Source organism: Streptomyces sp. BR123, assembly GCF_013401435.1.
In the GTDB taxonomy this organism is placed as follows: Bacteria; Actinomycetota; Actinomycetes; order Streptomycetales; family Streptomycetaceae; genus Streptomyces.
In genome coordinates this window covers 1-18,257 of the sequence record NZ_JACBGN010000040.1, presented here as the reverse complement: position 1 = coordinate 18,257, position 18,257 = coordinate 1, and the positions used below count along the sequence as shown (strand labels likewise).

Here is an 18,257-nt window from a genome sequence, read left to right as displayed (position 1 = left end):
CTGCTGCGGTGAGCACCGATCTCGTCGCCGGTCCACCCTTCGAACCCGTCGCCCCGCAGGGAGCCGCAGATGACCGAAACGACGCCGCTCGACCTACGACCACAAGCCCGGGTCGTGGCCCGACTCGCGGCCGGAGTCCCGGACGACCGGCTCGCCGCCCCGACGCCCTGCCCCGAGTACGCGGTCAGTGACCTGCTGAGCCACCTCGCACTCCTCGCCGTCGCTTTCCGCGACGCAGCCCGAAAGAACCTGGGGCCCACGACCGACACGGCACCCGGCGCAGCAGCCGTGCCCGCCCTGCCCGACCACTGGCGCGAGGAACTGCCCCGGGCCCTCGCCGAAATGGCCGGAGCATGGACGGACCCGGCCGCCTGGACCGGCATGACCCGCGCGGGCGCCGTGGACCTGCCCGGCGGCATCGCGGGTGCCGTGGCCGTCGACGAACTGGTGATCCACGGCTGGGACCTCGCCCGGGCCCTCGGCCAGGAGTACGCCCCCGATGCGGCCGCGCTGCGCGCCGCGCACGCATTCCTGCTGGCGGCCGCCGAGGACGAAAGCCGCGGCGGGGGAATCTTCGGGGCCGTCGTGCCCGTACCGGACGACGCTCCACTGCTGGACCGGGCGATCGGGCTGAGCGGACGGGACCCGGGCTGGACACCTCCGACGTCCCCATGAGGCCGTTGCAGCAGCCGACCACCGGAGGCTTGCCGGCATGCCGGCACGGCACGCGGCGGCGGGCTGTCTGCTCAGGCCCGGGGCGCGGTCACCATGCGACGTGCTGGTAGTCCTTCAGGAGGACGCCGTGGATGGGTGCGCCGGCTTGTCCCTGCACGATGGGGTGGTAGATGCGGGCTGCACCGTCGACGATGTCCAGCGGAGGACGCCAGCCGGTGGCGGCGTGCCGCTCCCGTGCGGGAAGTGGCTTCTCGTCGGTGACCCAGCCGGTGTCGACACTGCAGGTGTGGATGCCGCGGGCGGCCAGTTCGGCGGCACTGGTGCGCGTGAGCATGTTCAGGGCTGCTTTGGCCATGTTGGTGTGCGGGTGGTCGCCGGTCTTGTTGCGGACGGTGAACTGTCCTTCGACGGCAGACACGTTGATCAGGTAGCGGTGCCGGTGCGGGGACGCGTCCAGCAGGGGCATCAGGCGGTCTGCGAGCAGGAACGGCGCGATGGCGTTGACCAGTTGGACTTCCAGCAGTTCGACCGGGTCGACCTGTCCCAACCGCAGCGTCCAGGAGTTGGTGGCGGACGTCTCGGTCAGCAGGCCCGCCTCGTCGGCGGCGCCGTGCGGCAGCAGGGCGGCCGCCGACGATGGGGCAGCCGAGTCCGAGGTGCCGGGCACGGTCTTGTGCGGCTCGGGTGCGGGGGCGAGCTCCGCCGTCCACGGCAGGGGCGCCGTACGGGGGCCGGGCGCGAGGAATCCCGGAGCGGTCCAGATCCGAGCCTTGGGAAGTGAACCCGGGTCGGCGGTCTCGGCGGCGACGAGCGCGCTGTAGGCCCGAGGAGAGCGGCGCAGGGTCTGAGCCGCGTTGTTGATCAGGATGTCCAGGTGCCGCCCCTGCGAGAGCAGGTGGTCGGTGAAGGCAAGGACCTGCCGGGGATCACGCAGGTCCAGGGCGGCGATCTGCAGCCGGTGCCACCAGCCGGCGGCGCCGGGCGCTGCGGCGAAGCGGCGTACTGCGTCACGGGGGAAGCGGGTGGTCACGGTGAGCTCGGCCCCGTCCCGCAGGAGCATCAGCGCGGCCTCGTAGCCGATCTTGACGCGTCCGCCGGTCAGCAGCGCACGCCGGCCGTTGAGGTCGGTGCGGGCGGTGCGACGGGCGAAGTTGTCTTCGGCGCACTGCGGACACAGCTGGTGGTAGAAGGGGTGGACCTGCCGGTAGTGGTTCTTGCACACGTAGCAGCGTTGCGGGCGGTTCAGCAGCTGGAGGGGACTGCCGTTGTCCGGGTTGCCGGCCGGCGGCTGGCGCTTCGTACCGGAGCTGCGCTGACTCCGGACGTATTCCCCGATGGTCAGGCCTTGCCGGGTGGGCGGGTTGCCGGTGGACAGCGCCGCGTCCATGACGCGGTCGGGGGCGCCGGTGGCCGTGGCAGCGAGCAGCTTCGCGTCGGCCGCTGCCCGGGCTGCGCGTTCCCGAGCGCGGCGCTGATGCCGGCCGTCGCGGATGAACGCGCCGGCGGCCTGTTCCAGCAGACGGCGCTGTGCATCGTCCACGGGGAGCTGTTGTGCCTGGTTCAGCAGTTCCAGGCAGGTCTGTATGAGCTCGCCCTCCATCGGCGTACCTGCGGCGGGAGTCACCGAAACAGCTGCCTGCACCGGAATTCCTTACTCGAGACTCGAACGCGTGAGCGCATCGACGCGGCAATGACCGCCCATGATGCATGACTGCCGCGCCACCCGTCACTCGCATTTGGTTCCGAGCGGGCCCGCCCGCGACTGCCTCTGCCGCGATCAGAAGTCCCCACCGCTTCGGGCCGGTCAGAGCCTTGGACCGGCGGGGCAGAACCCCGACGAGGTCAGTGGTCGTGCCGCGTGCCGTGTTCCAGAGGCTGGGGGAGGTCTGTGCCGGCAGTGGTGCCGAGGGGCATCAGGCTGGGGTGGCCGCCGGGCCCGGTGACGGTGAACGGGATGCCCATGCCGTGGCACATGCGGGAGGTGCGGGCCAGGGTGCTGAGCGTCATGGGGGAGGGGGCGTTCGTCGGCAGGTGGATCGCGACCTGACGCGGGCGGTGTGCATGGACGAGGGCCTCGATCTGGAAGGCGGCAGCGGCCCGGTTGGTGACGTCCAGATCCTGGGCGATCTCCACGTGCAGGGTGCTTTCGGCGATGTGGTGACTGATGACCATGGCCTGCCTCCCGCTCCCCGGGATCCGGACGGCACCGCCGCAGCAGGGGCGTGCCCGGTACCAGTGTGGGACAGACTTCCGGGGCCGGCGAGCTCGGGACTGCTCGGCCCCGCGGCCTGGCTCTCCCGTGCAGAAAGGAGAACAGGGCGCGTCGTTTGCCGGAGGCACCCTGACCGCCGTGTCCGGCTCCGGGACGAACACCTGGGCGGAGGCGGTCCTGCCCGCGACGGCGACCGCAGGGTCCTGCACGCTCCGCGCGGTGCGCGTCGACGCTCCGGACAACGTCTGGGCCGTCGGCGAGCACCAGCCCGTCGCAGGATGCCCGTCGGGGGCCGGCAGCCGCCGGGCGCCCCCGCCGCCCGCACCGGCGGGGCTTCACTTCCCCCCGGGGCCGAACCGCCGCTTGTACGCCGACGGATTGATGCCCGTCTCACGGCGCATCAGCATGCGCAGGTTGGCGGCAGTGCCGAGCCCGCTGCGGCGCGCGACCACCTCGAAGCGGGACTCGCCGCGTTCGATCAGCCGGCAGGCCAAGGCGAGGCGTTCCCCCGTGAGCCACGCCAGCGGGGTCGTTCCCAGCTGTGCACGGAAGCGGCGATGGAGCGTCGCCGGGCTGACCGCGGCCCGCGCCGCGAGGGAGGACACCGTGAGGGGTGCGTCCAGCCGTTCCTGGGCCCAGGCCAGGACGGGAGCCAGGGACTCGTCGGCCAGGTCGGGCATCGGTCGCTCCACGAACTGCCGCTGACCGCCGTCCCGGTGCGCCGCGAAGACCAGTCGCCGGCTCACCGCGTTGGCGATCTCCGCGCCGTGGTCGCGGCGCACCACGTGCAGCCCGAGATCGAGCGCGGCCGCACTGCCCGCGGCGGTGAGAATGTCGCCGTCGTCCACGAACAGCACGTCCGGTTCCAGGTGGACGGCGGGGAAGCGGGACCGGAAGGAATCCGCCCACTGCCAGTGAGCGGTGGCCCGTCGCCCGTCGAGAACCCCGGCCTCGGCCAGGGTGAAAGCGCCGCTGCAGAAGCCGATCAGGCGCGCACCGCGCGCGTGCGCCCGTCGGACGGCATCGAGTACGGCGGGCCGGCGGGGCACCTCGACGTCGGGGCGGTTGGGCACGATCAGGGTGTCCGCCGTGTCGGCCGCCTCCAGACCGGCGACTCCCGTGAGCGTGAAGAACCCGTCCCGCATCAGGGTGCGGGGCGCGGGGGAGCAGAGCCCGAAATCGTAGAGGTCACGGCCTGTCTCCGGGCGGCGCAGCCCGAAGACCTCGGTCGCGCAGCCGAGCTCGAAGGGGTTCGAGTTCTCGTCCACGATCACGACCACCCGGTGTACGTTCGCCGCGCGCACGGACTGCGAGGATCCTTTCGCCATGTGCAATTCCTAGCACTCACGCCGGCCGTGCGAAACGGCTCAGGATGAACCCATGAGCAACCGGCCCATCTCCCTGCACACGGCTCTGGCCTCCTTCGACGCCCTGTGGAGCCCCCGCATCGTCACACGCGTCAACGACTACGACGTCCGTATCGCCAAGGTCGAGGGCGCACACATCTGGCACGTGCACGACGACACCGACGAGTTCTTCCTGGTGCTCGACGGCGAACTCCACCTCTCCTTGCGCGAGTCCGACGGCGAGCGCACCGTCCGGCTCCCGCAGGGGTCGGCCTTCACCGTCCCCCGCGGCACGGAGCACAAGCCGTACGCCCCCTCCGGCGCCGCGATCCTCATGTTCGAGCCCACCGGGACACCGACCGTCGGAGACCGCCACGACGAGATCCCGGACCACGTGGACGCAACGACCGGACACGGCCTCACCGCCCCGGTTGCCGACCCCGATCCCTTCACGACCGGTTCGGAACACGAATGCTCCCCGACCTGCACACCCGTCAGGGGACGGAGCGGGCAGCGGGCCCCCGGCCGACAATCGGCCACCGGCGCGCCGCCGCAGGGAAACAGTTGTGCGGTTCACGGTTCGTCGTGATACTCACTGTCTCCGCGGGGGGCGGTGATCAACAGCCTCCGGCACGGACGAGGAACAGCAGGGGGTGGAGATGGCGTCTCTCCGCAGCGCGGGGTTGTCGCTCAAGCGCTGGGTCGGCAGGTCCGGCGGCGTACAGATGGAGAAGGATTACGGTGATCCCACGGTGACGCGGATCCGCGAGGCGGCGCAGGCGGGGGACTGGGCCGGCGTACGGGACGGGCTGGGGGCGTACCCCGAGAGCGGGGACCGTACGTGGATGCTGTGGACGGTGGGTGAGACTGCCGGGGTGGAGAAGTGGATCCACGCGGCCATCGCCGCGGAGCCGGACTCGGCGCTGCCGCGGCTGGTCGCCGGCGCCCGCTACGTCAACTGGGGTTGGGAAGCCCGGACCGGAGCGCGGGCGAAGGACGTCTCGCGCGAACAGTTCGAGACGTTCCACGAGCGGCTGCGCAAGGCCGAGGCCTGGCTGTACGAGGCGGCGGAGCGGGAGCCAGAGTGGATCACACCCTGGTACGCCCTCCAGGTCACCGGCCGCGGACTGGAGGTCGGCCCCGAGGTGGCCCGGCGCCGGTTCGAGGCGACCGTCCGGCGGAGCCCGCACCACCTGGGCGCCCACCAGCAGTACCTGCAGCAGGTGTGCGAGAAGTGGGGCGGCTCGCACGAGCAGATGCACGCCTTCGCCCGCGAGGCCATGCTCGGTGCGCCCGAGGGCAGTCTGCTCGGCCAGCTCGTGGCGGTCGCGCACATCGAGCACTGGCTCTCGCTCGCCAGCGGACCCGACTCCCACTACATACAGCGCTCCGATGTCATCGGTTCGCTGCGCGAGGCTGCCGAACGGTCCGTCCTGCACCCGGATTTCGCGCAGGGCAAGGGCCGGGTCCAGGTGTGCAACACCTTCGCCATGGCCTTCTCGCTGGCCGGGGAGACGATGACGGCCCGCCGCTGCTTCGAGGCGACGGAGCGGACGGTCACCGAGTTCCCCTGGTACTACATCAACGGCGCGAACCCGGCCGAGGCGTACCGCAACCACCGCTCGACCGTGGGCGCCTGAAACCGCCGCCGGCCCCGCTGCCGCCCCAGTGCCGATCGGGCCCGGCCGGCCTGGCCCGTATCGAACCGAACCCACACGCCCCGCCGCGACGGCGTGCACACCGCACCGCGCCCTGCTGTGCCGTACCGCGCCGCGCGCTACCGAAGGAACCCGCACAAGGTGCCGCATTCCGAGTCCGCCCACACCTTCCAGGTCGACCTGCGCGGCCTGGTGGACCTGCTGTCCCACCACCTCTACTCCAGCCCCCGCGTCTACCTGCGCGAACTCCTGCAGAACGCCGTCGACGCCATCACCGCCCGCCGGGCGGCCGACCCCGGAGCCCCCGCGGCCATCACCGTGCGCACCGGGGACACGCTCACCATCACCGACAGCGGCATCGGCCTGACCGAAGCCGACGTGCACCGCTTCCTCGCCACCATCGGCCGCAGCTCCAAGCGCACCCCGGACGGCGCCCTGGACGGCGCCGGGCTGGACGCGGCACGAGGCGACTTCATCGGCCAGTTCGGCATCGGCCTGCTCGCCTGCTTCGTCGTCGCCGACGAGATCACCGTGGTCAGCCGGCATGCCACCGACCCCGCCGCGCCCGCCGTGGAGTGGCGCGGCCACTGCGACGGCCGCTACACCATCCGCACCCTCCCGGCCGGGGCCGTGCCGGAGCCCGGCACCACCGTGCGGCTCACCCCGCGCGCCGACAACGCCGAATGGACGGCACCCGGCCGGGTCCTCGAACTCGCCCGGCACTACGGGCGCCTGCTGCCCCACGAGGTCACCGTCGTCGACCCGTACGGCGAGCACACCCGGATCGACGAGACGCCCCCGTGGGAGCAGGCGCACCGCTCGCCGCTCGCCCGGCGGGAGGCCCTGGCCGCGTACTGCCGTACCGTCTTCGACTTCACCCCCCTCGACACCATCGAGCTCGACCTGCCGGCCGCCGGATTGCGCGGCGTCGCGTACGTCCTGCCCACGGCACTCAGCCCGGCGCAGCGCGCGGGCCACCGCGTGCACCTGAAGGGGATGCTCCTCAGCGACCAGGCGACCGAACTCCTGCCCGACTGGGCGTTCTTCGTGCGCTGCGTCATCGACACGACCAGCCTGCGGCCCACCGCCTCCCGCGAAGCCCTGTACGAGGACGGCACCCTGTCCGCCGTCCGGGACGCCCTGGGCACCCGGATCCGCGACTGGCTCACCGGCCTCGCCGCGAGCGACCCCGCCCTGCTGCACCGGTTCATCGACACCCACCACCTCGCGGTCAAGGCCCTCGCCCGCCACGACGACGAGCTGCTGCGCATCGTGCTCCCTTGGCTGCCCTTCGAGACGACGGACGGCAACGTCACCCTTGAGGAGTTCGCCCGGACCCACGCCACCGTCCTCGTCACCCGCAGCGTCGAGGAGTTCCGCCAGGTCGCCCCCATCGCCTCCGCCGCAGGCCTCGGCGTCGTCAACGGCGGCTACACCTACGACCGCGACCTGGTACACCGGCTGCCCGAGATCAGGCCCGGCACCGCCGTCACCGACCTCGACCCGGCGACCGTCACCGCACACCTCGACGCCGTCGACCCGTCCGCCGAGATCCGCGCGGCCGCCTTCCTGGCCGTCGCACGGGAGGCCGTCGCCGCCCACGACTGCGACGTCGTCCTGCGCGACTTCCAGCCCGTCTCCGCCCCCGTACTGCTTCTGGACAACCGGGAGGCCCGCCACGAGCGGACCCGCTCCACACTGGCCGCCGACAGCGACGACGGCCTGTGGGCGGACATCCTCGGCTCACTGCGCAGCGAGACCCCGCGCGCCCGGCTCGTCCTCAACCACCTCAACCCGCTGGTCCGCCAAGCCGTCACCATCACCGAGCGCGGGCTCGCCGTCGCCGCCGCCGAGTCCCTGCTCGGCCAGGCGCTGCTGCTCAGCCGCCGTCCCCTCAAGGCGAACGAGAGCGCCCTGCTCAACCGGGCCTTCATCAGCCTGCTCACCCACGCCATGCACCCCGGTGGCACGACGGCCGCACCCGACCCCGAGCCCCGGAAGGAGCAGTAGATGCTGGACACCCCGGAGGCCGTGTTCGAGGCGCTGCGCGAGAACAACGAGCGCCCGCACGGCCTGCAGCGCACCGTCACCGCCGAGGAGCTCGTCGAGGCCGCCGGGCCGTTCGACAAGCCCGACATCCTCGTCACGGCACTGATGGAGCTGATGGCGGCCTACGAGTACACCGGCGAGCACCGCAAGTCGCCGGTGGTCTTCGCCCGGCTGCTCAAGCTCTGGGAGAGCTCCCCCGGAGCGTTCAGCGAATGGGAGGCGCACCAGATCCTGTGGCGCTTCAAATGGGTGGCGACGTCCCTGCTGCAGGTGCCCGACGTGCCGCTGAGCACCATCGAGGGCTGGATCGGGCGCATGCGGGAGAGGTACGAGACGGACGGGCACGGCGTACAGCCCGTGGCCGCCATGCGCCACCACGTCGCCGCACAGACGGGCACCGGCGTGTCCGCGGCGTACGACCTGTGGGCGACCCGGCCGCGTACCCGTCTCAGCGACTGCGAGGCGTGCGAGACCCGCCATCACGCGCTGTACCGGGTGCGCTCGGGGGACGACGAGGCGGCGCTGGCCACCTGGCAGCCGGTCCTCGGCGGGGCCTCGACCTGCTCCGACGAACCGCAGATGAGCCAGGCGCAGGCGCTGCTGCCGCTGGTGCGGCTGGGCCGCACGGACGAGGCCCGCTCGCACCACCTCGGCGGCTACCGCCGGGTGCGCGGCATGACGGGCATGCAGGAGGAGGTCGGGCTGCACCTGGAGTTCTGCGCGCTCACCCGCAACGAGGGGCGCGGCCTGGAGATCCTGGCCGAGAACCGGCCGCTGTTCGAGGCGACCGGCGCACCGCTCGCCCGCCTCGGTTTCCTGACCGGCGTCGAGGTACTGCTCGCCCGGCTCGTCGCGGACGGGCACGCCGGCACGGCGGTTGCCGGGCCGCCCGGACGGAACTGGACCGCCGGAGAGCTGCTGGACACCGTACGGTCCGAGGCGGACACCCTGGCCGCCGCCTTCGACGCGCGCAACGGCACGACGGAGGTCGGCGACCGGCGCCGCGCCCGGCTGGCCGGCGCCCCGCTGACCGGCGAACCCCTGCCGCTGGGGCTGCGTACCGTCATGCGCCCCGCCGCCCAGGCTCCGGCCGAGGGCACGACCGCCGGGGCTGGTGCCGGTGGTGCGGGTGCTGCCGTCGCTCCGGCCGTCCCCGCGATCCCCGACGACTTCGCCGAGCTGGTCGAGGAGGCGCGGCGGCTGGAGGCAGTGGGACATCCCGGTGACACGCCGCTGTGGACGCGGATCGCCGCCCTGGCCGACGAAGCCGGGTACGAGCACGACGACCGGCTGGGCCCGGAGGTCCGCCTGCGCGCCGAGATCGCCAAGCAGCACGCGTACGGGCTGTACGCACAGGACCGCGAGCCCGAGGCCGCGGCCGCCATGGCCGAGGCCGCCGAACTGTTCGACCGGGCCGGCATGCCCTGGGATGTGCTTGCGGCCCGGGCGAGGTCCCTTGCGTGGTCCGCCCCGCTCCGCCCCGAGGACAAGGCCGGAGCGGCCGCCTCCGAAGGCAGCACCGCCCCGCAGCCGGCCGGACCCCCGCAACCGCACGGATGCCCGGACGAGGCCGAGGCCCGTGCCGGCCTCGACGCCGTCCTGCGGGATGCCGAGGCACTGCTCGCCGCCGGGCAGGGCGCCGGCCCCGCGTACGCAGGTCAGGGGGACGACGGCAAGGCGCTCGGCACCGGGCCGGGCTCCCGGGCAGCCGAGCGCTACCTCACGGTGCTCTACTGCCGGGCATACGCCGCCTTCCACGAGGCCATGGACGAGCTGCCGGAGGTCTCCGCGCCCACCCTCGAACGGTTCGGCGCGGCGACCGACGCCCTGAGCTCCGAGGCCGCACGACTCGCCGTGCTGCAGCACAAGGCCAGCGCCATGGAGTTCACGGCGAACCTCGCCCTGCGCCGCGGCGAGCCGGACCGCGCGGAGCGCGAGCTGCGGGCCGCGCTGGAGGTGGTCGAGGCCATCGACCGCCCTTGGTCGGGCATCCGCCTGCGGGCCGTGCTCGCCCAGACCCTGATCGTGCGGAGGGAGTACGAGGAGGCCGTCGACCTGCTGCACGAGGCGCTCGCCCTCGCCGTGCGGTACGGGGACTCCGGTTTCCCGACGGCTCCCACGTACGGTCTGCTCGGCCACGCCGCCTGGCACGCCGGGGATGCCGCCGCTGCCGTACGGCACCTCTCCGAGGCGGCCGCCCGCCACGACCGGGACGACGCGCACGACCAGGCAGCCGACATCCGGCTCCAGCTCGCCGACGTGCTCGCGCAGTCGGGCCGACAGGAGGATGCCGTCGCCGTCCTGGAATCCGTGGCCGCGGACGCGACCGGCCTCCTGGACGGGCGCCTGCTCGCCCAGGTCCGGCTGACCCTCGCCCGCGGGCTTCGGGAACTGGAGGAACACCGGGCGGCCGCGGAGGAGTTCCTCCGGCTGGCGGACACCGTCGCCGGCTGGGAGGACGACCGGGCGGTCCACACCCTGGTGGCGTCGGAGGCCGCGGTCTCCCTGGCGATGGCCGACCGCTGGGAGGCCGCCCGCACGGCGTACGCACGCGCCGTCGATGCCCACGCGCAAGCCCCCAACCCGCCGATGATCATGCGCATGATGTGCGAGTTCGCCCGCCTCACGCAGCGCGCCCAAGGTCCGGAAGGACTGGAGGCGGCACTCGCCCACCTCGCGGAGGCCGACGCCGTCTGCGCGGCGGTACCGCAGGCCACGGAGGGCTTCTCCCGCTCGTACGAGTCCGGCGCCGTCCACTACCAGCGGGCCCGCGTCCTCGCGGAAGCCAGCCGCTTCGCCGAGGCGCTGGCGGAGGCCGAGGCGTCCGCCGCGGCACACGAACGGGACGGCGAGGGAGGCGAGGTTCCCCGCGCCGAATCCATCCGCTTGGCGGCGGTGATCGAGCACAACGGCCTGGGCCGCACAGACGCGGCGACGGCCCGGCTCACGGCGGCAGCCGCGCGCGCCCGGCAGCACGGCCTCGACGACGCCGCCCGCATCCTGGACGGCCTGCGCAGGGAACTCACCGCCCACCGCAACCACTGACCCCCGCACGCCCACCGCCGCCCGCCGAGCCGGCCCGCGGCGGTCGGGTCCGGCTTCGGTGCGGCGCCGCCCCGGCATGTCTCCTCGACGGCCACCTGGCCCACTCCACCACCCTACGGGGGTTGGGCTTCCGGGCCGTCGACCTCGGGCAGGTCTCCCTCGCGGGGATGCGTGACCGGCAGTTGAGCGCATGCCAGGAGAACGGGGTGGCGCCTGTCCGCGGCGGTCCGCGGCGGCAGGCGCAGCCGGCGGCAGGGTGCCCCGATTGGTGGGGGATCGGCTTGCCGGGGTGCGGGCCCCGGTACAGGATCAGATCACATTTGCCGCTTCTGTTTCGTGATGTCACGATTCGCGGCGTGTCGATCTGTCTCTGCTCGACCTCATGAGGAGTGGCCATGGAAGACAGCCCGCTCAGCCGTCGACGGCTGTTGTGGGGCGCTGCCGGCGCTGCCGGCGCGGCGGGTGCGGCTCTGGCCGTTGCAGGGCTGTCCCGCCTGACGGGCCCCGAGGAGAGGGTGAAGGCCGCGCTGCCGAGCCCCGTGCGCAAGGCTCCCGTCGCCGCGCTGCCTGCGACCCCGCGTCGGGCGGCCCCGACGGACTATGCCCCCGCCGTCTGGATTCCGGCGTCCGAGTCCAACTACATGCCCGCCGACCGTCCCGAGTCCGATCCCATCGAATACGTCGTCGTCCACCTGACGACGGACCACTTGCCCATCATGCTGGCCACGTTCGAGGACCCCGCCGAGAGGGTGTCCGCGCACTACGTGGTCAGCGCAGACGGCACGCGGATCGCCCAGTGCGTGCGCGAACGCGACGTGGCCTGGCACTCCGGCAACGTCTGGTACAACCACCGGAGCATCGGCATCGAGCACGAAGGCTGGATCGACCAGCCCGTCTACACCGACCAGATGTACGAGGCGTCCGCCGTGCTCGCCGCCACGATCTGCGCGAAGTACGACGTGCCGGTCGACCGGGACCACATCCTGGGCCACGTCGAAGTCCCGCTGTCCACTCACGAGGACCCCGGGGACGTGTGGAACTGGGACAAGTACATGAAGCTCGTCGCGACCGCCCGCCGGCGCGTCAAGATCTGACATCGCGCCCCCCATCACGCGGGCTTGCCGTCGCCGTAGAGCCACGAGTCCCAGATCGAGTCGAGCTTCCGGCCTGCCTTGGCCTCCACGTACGCGGTGAAGTCGGCCGTGGAGGCGTGGCCGTGGCGGTGGCGCAGCGTCCAGCCCCGCACGAGGGCACGGAAGGCCTTGTCTCCCACGGCCCGGCGGATCTCGTGGATCACCATCGCGCCGCGGACGTACACCGGCTGGCCGGAGATGTCGGATGCGCTCGGCGGCTCGGCGGGCGGGAAGTCCCACTCGTCGTCATCCGCGGCCTTGGCGTGGTTGCGGTCGAAGTGCTCCTGGGCACTGGCCCCGCCGTGGTCCTCGGTCCACAGCCACTCCGCGTAGGTGGCGAAGCCCTCGTTGAGCCACATGTCCCGCCAGGTCCGCGGGGTGACGGAGTTGCCGAACCACTGGTGGGCCAGTTCGTGCACCACGTTGGTGGTGTGGAAGATGCCGGCCGGAATGATCGGTCTGGTCTGGGTCTCCAGGGCGTAGGGCACATCGGCCGCCTGATCCACGATCACCCCGGCGGCGGAGAAGGGATAGGGGCCGAACGTTTCCTCGGCCCATTCCATGATCTCGGGAAACCGGCCGAGGACCGCCCCGTCCTCGTCCACGCCCGCGGTCGTGTCCATCGCCGACACGACCGGGACGCCCGATCGGGTCCGGGAGGTCTTCACGTCGTAGCTGCCGATGGCCACCGTCGCCACGTAGCTGGCCATGGGCTCGGCCTGGTGCCAGTGGAAGGTGGCGCGGTCGCCGCTGGTGCGCCGGGCCTGCAGCTGCCCGTTGGAGATCGCCTGCACCTCCTTGGGGACCGTGACGGTGATGTCGTAGGAGGCTTTGTCCGAGGGGTGGTGGTTGCCCGGGAACCAGGACATCGAGCCCGTCGGCTCACCGAACGCGACCGCTCCGTTGTCCGTCCTCAACCAGCCTTCGCGCCACCCGTGGGCATGGGTGACCGGCTCCGGTGTGCCCGCGTAGCGCACGACGCTGCGGAAGGCGGCGCCCTTCCTGACGTGGTCCTGCGGCTGGAGGGTCAGCTCCTGCCCGTGCCGCCGAACCTGCGCCGTGCGGCCGTCGACGGTGGCACCGAGCACCTCCATGCCGAGGAGGTCGAGATTGAAGGCACTGAGGTGCTCGGTGGCCTTCGCGGTGATCTCCGCGGTGCCTTCGAGGCGGCCGCTGCCGGGGTCGTAGGCCAGCGTCAGGGCGTAGTGGGCGACGTCGTAGCCGCCGTTGCCGAGCCCCGGGAAGTACGGGTCACCGGCGCCCGCGGCAGCCGGGTGCCCGCCCCGGAACACCGCTCCGGAAGCGCCGGGCTGCGCGGTGACCGCGCCGGCGGGAGCACCTGCCTGCGCGTCTGCGCCGGTACGGGTACTTGTCCCGCCGCGGCCGCGGCTGTCGGACTCCGAGCACGCGGGGAGTGCGGCGAGCAGCCCCGCGACCGCGAAGGCGGTCAGACGTCCGGAAGTCTTCACGCCGCCGATCATGCCCCGGCCCCCGGGCGCCCCGATCCCGCCACGCCGTGAGTATGGCCCCTTCGGCGGGCAAGGCCCCGGATCCCGCCGGACAGGCTTGCCCCGACCGGGCGCCCCGGACGGAACGGCACGACCGCCGGGGCCGGGGCCGGGGAAGCCACGCCGTCCGTTGGGCGATCGCGTGTCGGTCCCGGCCCGACCGACTGCCCCGACTCCTACTCCTACTCCTACGCGCGCCCCGGACTGCCGCGACGTCGTCATCGGCTGGGCCGGCCCCTACTGCGCGATGTCGGCAGAGCCGAGGTTCGAGTGGATCTGCTTCCGCAGGCCGGCCTCGGCGACGGTGATGCGCGTGGTGGGCGGGGTGTCGGAGACCTGCGTCGCGGTGACCGGGCCGCGTGCCGATTCCGGCGGGCCGGGCTCGCCGGAGACGTATGAGATCACCATGGCGTTCCTGCTGCACATCAGGGATGCCCAGGCCTTCGGGCCGCTGCCGCCGGAGACGGCGTGGTAAGGCCCTCCAGGGCGGGAGGAGAGCCCTGGAGGGTGGGAGGCGCTTCCATGCCCCGCGTCCGGCCAGTGCGCCACGAGATGGATCCGGTTCTCCTTCGGGTCATTCCTGGCATGGGCCAGAATTCCGCAGGATTCCTTGTTCACGTAGCCGAGAACCCGACTCTGCCCGTACTGGACGTCGGACAGAATTTTCACGCCCCCGTTCCTCTCTGCCAAGGGGTCGTCGGCGACGTCGATCGCCTCGAGGTCGCTCAACCCGGTGGCGCGAGTGCCCCTCGAAGTGGGCAGGCCGCCCTTTCCTTCGTCGCCTTGGCACCCGGCGAGCAAGAAGGCGAAGACGACCGAGATGGTCAGAGTACGAACAGTTCGAGCCATGCAGGCTGCACCTCATTTCACGTCGCATCTCCGCATTTTCGAGGCGCCCTGATTGAAGCAGACGCGACCGGCCCGCATGCCCGCGTCCTGCCGAACGCCGGTCCGACCCGACGCGTACGAGTGCCACTGCGCGATCGCCCCGGACGGTCTCCGGCCCTGCGTTCCGACTCGCCCGAACGGTCCCGGGCGCGACAGCATGGAGAGAGCGCGATCGCAGCCGTCCTCTCGAGGAGGCGATACAGACAGTGAACAGGCATCGCTTTGCGTTCTGCGGGGCTGAGCTTGCCGCCGTCTACGTGGTCGCCGACCAGGACAGGGAACTCCATCTGGCCGAGCTGACCGGAAACCGCGGCGTCCTCTACGGACTGCCCGCGATCCTCTCCGTGGCCGGCCATTCGCCCGCCGCCAACGCCTTCCGCTCCGGCCGCCCACTGTGGCTGACCCCCCGCGAACTCGCCACGTTCACCGAGGACGACCCCCACCACTTCCCCACCCGGAACCGGGACGGCGACCCCCACTCGCCGGCCAGGATCTCGCTGGGCGCGCTGCCACTGGGCCACGGCGACCAGGAGTTCGGGTGTCTGATCGTGGCCGGCGAAGTGGGGGACGGGTTCAGCGCCGACGACCGCAGCCTCCTGGAGCTCTACGCCGATCAGGTGGCGGCCGGACTCGAAGCGGTCGCCGCTCGTCTGACCGGGCGCAAAGCCCCGCAGGCCCACCTGGGCCAGTCCCTGGTGCCTCACCAAGGCGGCGCGTTCATCCTGGAGCTGGGCACCGGCCGCCTGGAGGCCCACGCGAACGTGCTGGAACTGCTCGGTCTTCCTCCCGAGCAGTTCGACGGTCAGGTGGAGACCCTGCTGGCCTGCGCCGTCCCCGACGACATGCCCGCGCTGATGGCGATCGTGGAGCCGGACCGGCTGGCCGCCGCCGGCCAGCAGCTGGCGTTCCGCATCCGCCGCCCGAACGGCGAGCTGCGCTGGCTGGGGCTGCGCTGCCGTGTGGAGGCGCAACCCGATGGCACACCGCAGCGCGTCCTGGGGGTGGTGGCCGACGCCACCTACCTGCGCCCGAGCGCCGACGAGGTCTCCCTCGTGCAGCGGCTGTCGGCCACGCTCGCGGGAGCGGCGACCATCCGAGAGGTCAGCCGGCTGGTGGTCGCCGCCCTGCGCGAGCCGCTCGGCGCCTCCCGGGTCGCCGTCGGTGAGCTGGAGCCCGAGCGGCTCATCATCACCGCACTCGACCCTCCGGAGCCCGATGCCTGGCCCGAGGTCTGGCGCTCGGAATGGCGGTCCGAGTGGCCCGACGTGCCGCTCGGCGACCTGTCCACCCTGCAGAGCGCGCTGCGCGGGGGCCATATGAGCCTGTGGCCGCCGGGCGCGGTGCTCGAACCTGGTCTTCTGGGCGTCGGGCCCGGTGGTCTCGCGGTGCTGCCGCTGCCCGCCGAAGGCAGGATGGTCGGGGTGTGTCTGGTGGGGTGGGAAGCGGAGCACCGGTTCGGGCCGGAGGAGCGGTCGCTGCTGACCGTGACCGCCGGGCTGGCCGGGCAGGCCCTGGTGCGCGCCCACGCATTGGACGCGGGTCACGAACTCGCCACCATGCTCCAGCGCAGTCTGCTGCCGCGCAAGCTCCCGGAGCTGCCGGGCGGGGTGGCTGTCGCCCGCTACCTGCCCGCGACGGCGGGACTCGAGGTCGGCGGCGACTGGTATGACGTCATTCCGCTCCGGGACGGCCATGTGGCGTTCGTCATCGGCGACGTACAGGGACACAGCGCGGCAGCCGCCACCATCATGGGCCAGATGCGTACGGCGGTCAGGGCCTACGCGGTGGAGGGCCACCCGCCGGACGTGGTGGTCGCGCGGGCGAACCGCCTGCTCGTCGGCATGGAGACCGATCTCTTCGCCACCTGCGGGTATGTGGACCTCGACATGGAGGAGGGCATTGCCAGGGTCGTGCGGGCCGGCCATCTGCCGCCGATCCTGCGCCATCCCGACGGCGTCACCGAGGAGATGGCGGTCGAGGGAGGGCCTCCGCTGGGCGTGCTCGCGGATGCCGAATTCCCCATGACCGAGACGGGGCTGGCCCCCGGAACCCTGCTCGTCATGCTGACCGACGGCCTCGTCGAGTCCGCCAACCTGCCACTGGAGGAGGGCATGCGGAGGGTGTGCGAGGTGCTCGCCGCGGGCGACCCGGTCGGCGCCGGGGGGCTGGCCGACGAGCTGGTCGTCGGTGAGGGCCGTCGCGACGACGACGTCGCGTTGCTGTTGCTGCGCTACGACGGCACGGAGGGCCGGCCGAAGCGCAGCCACTGGACGGTGTGGCGGCTGCCCAAGGCGGTCATGCACGCGCGCCGCTTCACCGTGCGCACCCTGCGGTCCTGGGGAGTGGTGGAGGAACTCGACGCGGCTCTGCTGGTCGTGTCCGAGCTGGTCACCAACGCCATCGCGTACACACAGGGCGAGGTGGGGATGGACCTGATCCTGTCGGCGGACCGCCTGCGGATCGCCGTGAACGACGCGTCCCCGCGCAGCCCCGTCAAACCGGTGTCGGTGAGCTGGGACTCGACCGGCGGTCGCGGGCTGCTCATCGTCGAGGCGACGACGATGGCCTGGGGCTCGGTGCCGCTCAGCGGCGGCAAGCAAGTGTGGGCCGAGATCCCCCTGCACCGCCCGAGGAGCTGACGCCCAGGGGCGACCTGCGACGCGGCCGGGCCGGTGACGGCCCGGAGCGGCCGGCTGCCCCGGGCCGTCGTACGTGCGCGGCTTCGTGCACCCTGAGCCCCTCGGCCGCTCCGGCCCGTCGGCCCGTCCTTTAGGGTGACCCCCGGGAGACGGCCCGTGCACCGCGGGGCCGCAACGGCCATCGGGACGGGGGAGTCCATGGAGTCACTGCGGCCCGGTGACCCGCCGGAAATCGGCGGCTACCGCCTGCTGGCGCGGCTCGGCGAGGGGGGTATGGGCGAGGTGTTCCTGGCCCGTACGGTCTCCGGCCGGCCGTTGGCCCTGAAGACCGTGCACCGCGATCTCAGCCTCCAGCCGGACTTCGCCGAACGGTTCGCCAGGGAGATACGCACCAACGACCGTGTCCGCTGCGCCTGGACGGTGTCCGTGGTGGACTTCAGCCCGCCGGGCACCACACCGCAGTGGCTGGCGACGGAGTACGTCGCCGCGCCGTCGCTGGGGGACTGGGTGCGCACGCACGGGCCACTTCCCACACCTGCCGTGGAGTGCCTGGCCCGGGAGCTCTCGGCCGCGCTCGTCGCCGTACGGGCGGCGGGGGTGGTCCACCGCGACATCAAACCGGGGAACGTACTGCTCGGCCCGGAGCGGCCCTTCCTCATCGACTTCGGCATCGCCCGCGCAGCGCAGGAACCGCGCCGCACCCGGACGGGCGCGGTGATCGGCACGCCCGGCTTCCTGGCGCCGGAGCAGGCGACCGGCGACGTCACGGCGGCGCCGGCGGACGTGTTCTCCCTCGCGGCGGTCCTCGTGTACGCGGCCACCGGGCGCAGCCCCTTCCTGTCGGCGGGCGAGGAGCTGGACCTGCCGGCCCTGTTGTACCGGATCGTCCACGACGAGCCCGTGCTCGACGGCGTGCCGGAGGCGATCCTGCCCCTGGTGCGGGAATGCCTGGCCAAGGATCCGGGCCGGCGTCCGACCGCAGAGGAGACACGGGCACGCTTCGGCGCCGCCGCGGAGCGGGACTGGGCCGCGGCGGCGCCCCCGTCCCTCCCTGCCGACGTGGCCCGCCGGGAAGCCGAACTCCGGCTGCTCCTCACCCCACCC

Annotated in this window: 12 protein-coding genes and 1 pseudogene; 8 read left to right on the top strand and 5 right to left on the bottom strand. The window is 72.7% G+C overall.

Going from position 1 to position 18,257, the window contains the following annotated elements; translation table 11 throughout:
• Positions 1–69: 69 nt before the first annotated feature.
• Complete coding sequence (locus HYE82_RS09575) at positions 70–675, top strand: TIGR03086 family metal-binding protein (protein ID WP_179173524.1); 606 nt, start codon at positions 70–72, stop codon at positions 673–675.
• A gap of 88 nt (positions 676–763) precedes the next feature.
• Here HYE82_RS09575 and HYE82_RS09570 read toward each other — a convergent pair whose 3' ends face one another.
• From HYE82_RS09570 to HYE82_RS09560, 3 genes are all read right to left on the bottom strand, one after another.
• Positions 764–2,275: an SDR family NAD(P)-dependent oxidoreductase gene (locus tag HYE82_RS09570; protein ID WP_179173542.1), complete on the bottom strand. Its 1,512-nt coding sequence runs from the start codon at positions 2,273–2,275 to the stop codon at positions 764–766.
• Positions 2,276–2,517: 242 nt separating this feature from the next.
• Positions 2,518–2,847, bottom strand: coding sequence for a hypothetical protein (locus HYE82_RS09565; protein ID WP_179173523.1), 330 nt, complete (start codon positions 2,845–2,847; stop codon positions 2,518–2,520).
• 375 nt (positions 2,848–3,222) lie between these two features.
• Positions 3,223–4,215 carry a GlxA family transcriptional regulator gene (locus HYE82_RS09560; RefSeq protein ID WP_179173522.1) on the bottom strand — a complete coding sequence of 331 codons (993 nt, stop codon included), beginning with the start codon at positions 4,213–4,215 and terminating at the stop codon, positions 3,223–3,225.
• Positions 4,216–4,267: 52 nt separating this feature from the next.
• On the opposite strand from HYE82_RS09560, the pseudogene HYE82_RS09555 reads away from it, so the two are divergent.
• The 5 genes and pseudogenes from HYE82_RS09555 to HYE82_RS09535 all read left to right on the top strand — a co-directional run.
• Positions 4,268–4,654: pseudogene (locus tag HYE82_RS09555) on the top strand (cupin domain-containing protein); the annotation flags it as partial.
• A 238-nt stretch (positions 4,655–4,892) separates the two neighbouring features.
• Complete coding sequence (locus tag HYE82_RS09550; protein ID WP_256987037.1) at positions 4,893–5,873, top strand: hypothetical protein; 981 nt, start codon at positions 4,893–4,895, stop codon at positions 5,871–5,873.
• 159 nt (positions 5,874–6,032) lie between these two features.
• Positions 6,033–7,901, top strand: a complete 1,869-nt coding sequence (locus tag HYE82_RS09545) for an HSP90 family protein (protein ID WP_179173520.1) — start codon at positions 6,033–6,035, stop codon at positions 7,899–7,901.
• On the top strand, positions 7,902–10,985 hold the full coding sequence (locus HYE82_RS09540) for a hypothetical protein (protein ID WP_179173519.1): 3,084 nt from the start codon (positions 7,902–7,904) through the stop codon (positions 10,983–10,985).
• 395 nt (positions 10,986–11,380) lie between these two features.
• The gene (locus tag HYE82_RS09535) at positions 11,381–12,079 is read left to right on the top strand and encodes an N-acetylmuramoyl-L-alanine amidase (RefSeq protein WP_179173518.1); all 699 of its coding nucleotides are present in this window, start codon (positions 11,381–11,383) and stop codon (positions 12,077–12,079) included.
• A 14-nt stretch (positions 12,080–12,093) separates the two neighbouring features.
• Here HYE82_RS09535 and HYE82_RS09530 read toward each other — a convergent pair whose 3' ends face one another.
• Together HYE82_RS09530 and HYE82_RS09525 are read right to left on the bottom strand one after the other, a co-directional pair.
• Positions 12,094–13,410, bottom strand: a complete 1,317-nt coding sequence (locus tag HYE82_RS09530) for a M1 family metallopeptidase (RefSeq protein ID WP_309144250.1) — start codon at positions 13,408–13,410, stop codon at positions 12,094–12,096.
• A 453-nt stretch (positions 13,411–13,863) separates the two neighbouring features.
• Entirely contained in the window at positions 13,864–14,355 is a 492-nt protein-coding gene (locus HYE82_RS09525; protein ID WP_179173516.1) for a hypothetical protein, read from the bottom strand.
• A 356-nt stretch (positions 14,356–14,711) separates the two neighbouring features.
• Here HYE82_RS09525 and HYE82_RS09520 point away from each other — a divergent pair, with 356 nt between their 5' ends.
• Entirely contained in the window at positions 14,712–17,153 is a 2,442-nt protein-coding gene (locus HYE82_RS09520; protein WP_179173540.1) for a SpoIIE family protein phosphatase, read from the top strand.
• 198 nt (positions 17,154–17,351) lie between these two features.
• Positions 17,352–18,257 (top strand): serine/threonine-protein kinase (locus tag HYE82_RS09515; RefSeq protein WP_179173515.1); only part of this gene is annotated, 906 nt, incomplete at its 3' end.

Excerpts from the sequence above, each read along its gene's own strand:
- HYE82_RS09560 (WP_179173522.1), bottom strand. The coding sequence starts at position 4,215 with ATGGCGAAAGGATCCTCGCAGTCCGTGCGCGCGGCGAACGTACACCGG.
- HYE82_RS09535 (WP_179173518.1), top strand. The coding sequence starts at position 11,381 with ATGGAAGACAGCCCGCTCAGCCGTCGACGGCTGTTGTGGGGCGCTGCC.
- HYE82_RS09570 (WP_179173542.1), bottom strand. The coding sequence starts at position 2,275 with ATGGAGGGCGAGCTCATACAGACCTGCCTGGAACTGCTGAACCAGGCA.
- HYE82_RS09575 (WP_179173524.1), top strand. The coding sequence starts at position 70 with ATGACCGAAACGACGCCGCTCGACCTACGACCACAAGCCCGGGTCGTG.
- HYE82_RS09550 (WP_256987037.1), top strand. The coding sequence starts at position 4,893 with ATGGCGTCTCTCCGCAGCGCGGGGTTGTCGCTCAAGCGCTGGGTCGGC.
- HYE82_RS09540 (WP_179173519.1), top strand. The coding sequence starts at position 7,902 with ATGCTGGACACCCCGGAGGCCGTGTTCGAGGCGCTGCGCGAGAACAAC.
- HYE82_RS09565 (WP_179173523.1), bottom strand. The coding sequence starts at position 2,847 with ATGGTCATCAGTCACCACATCGCCGAAAGCACCCTGCACGTGGAGATC.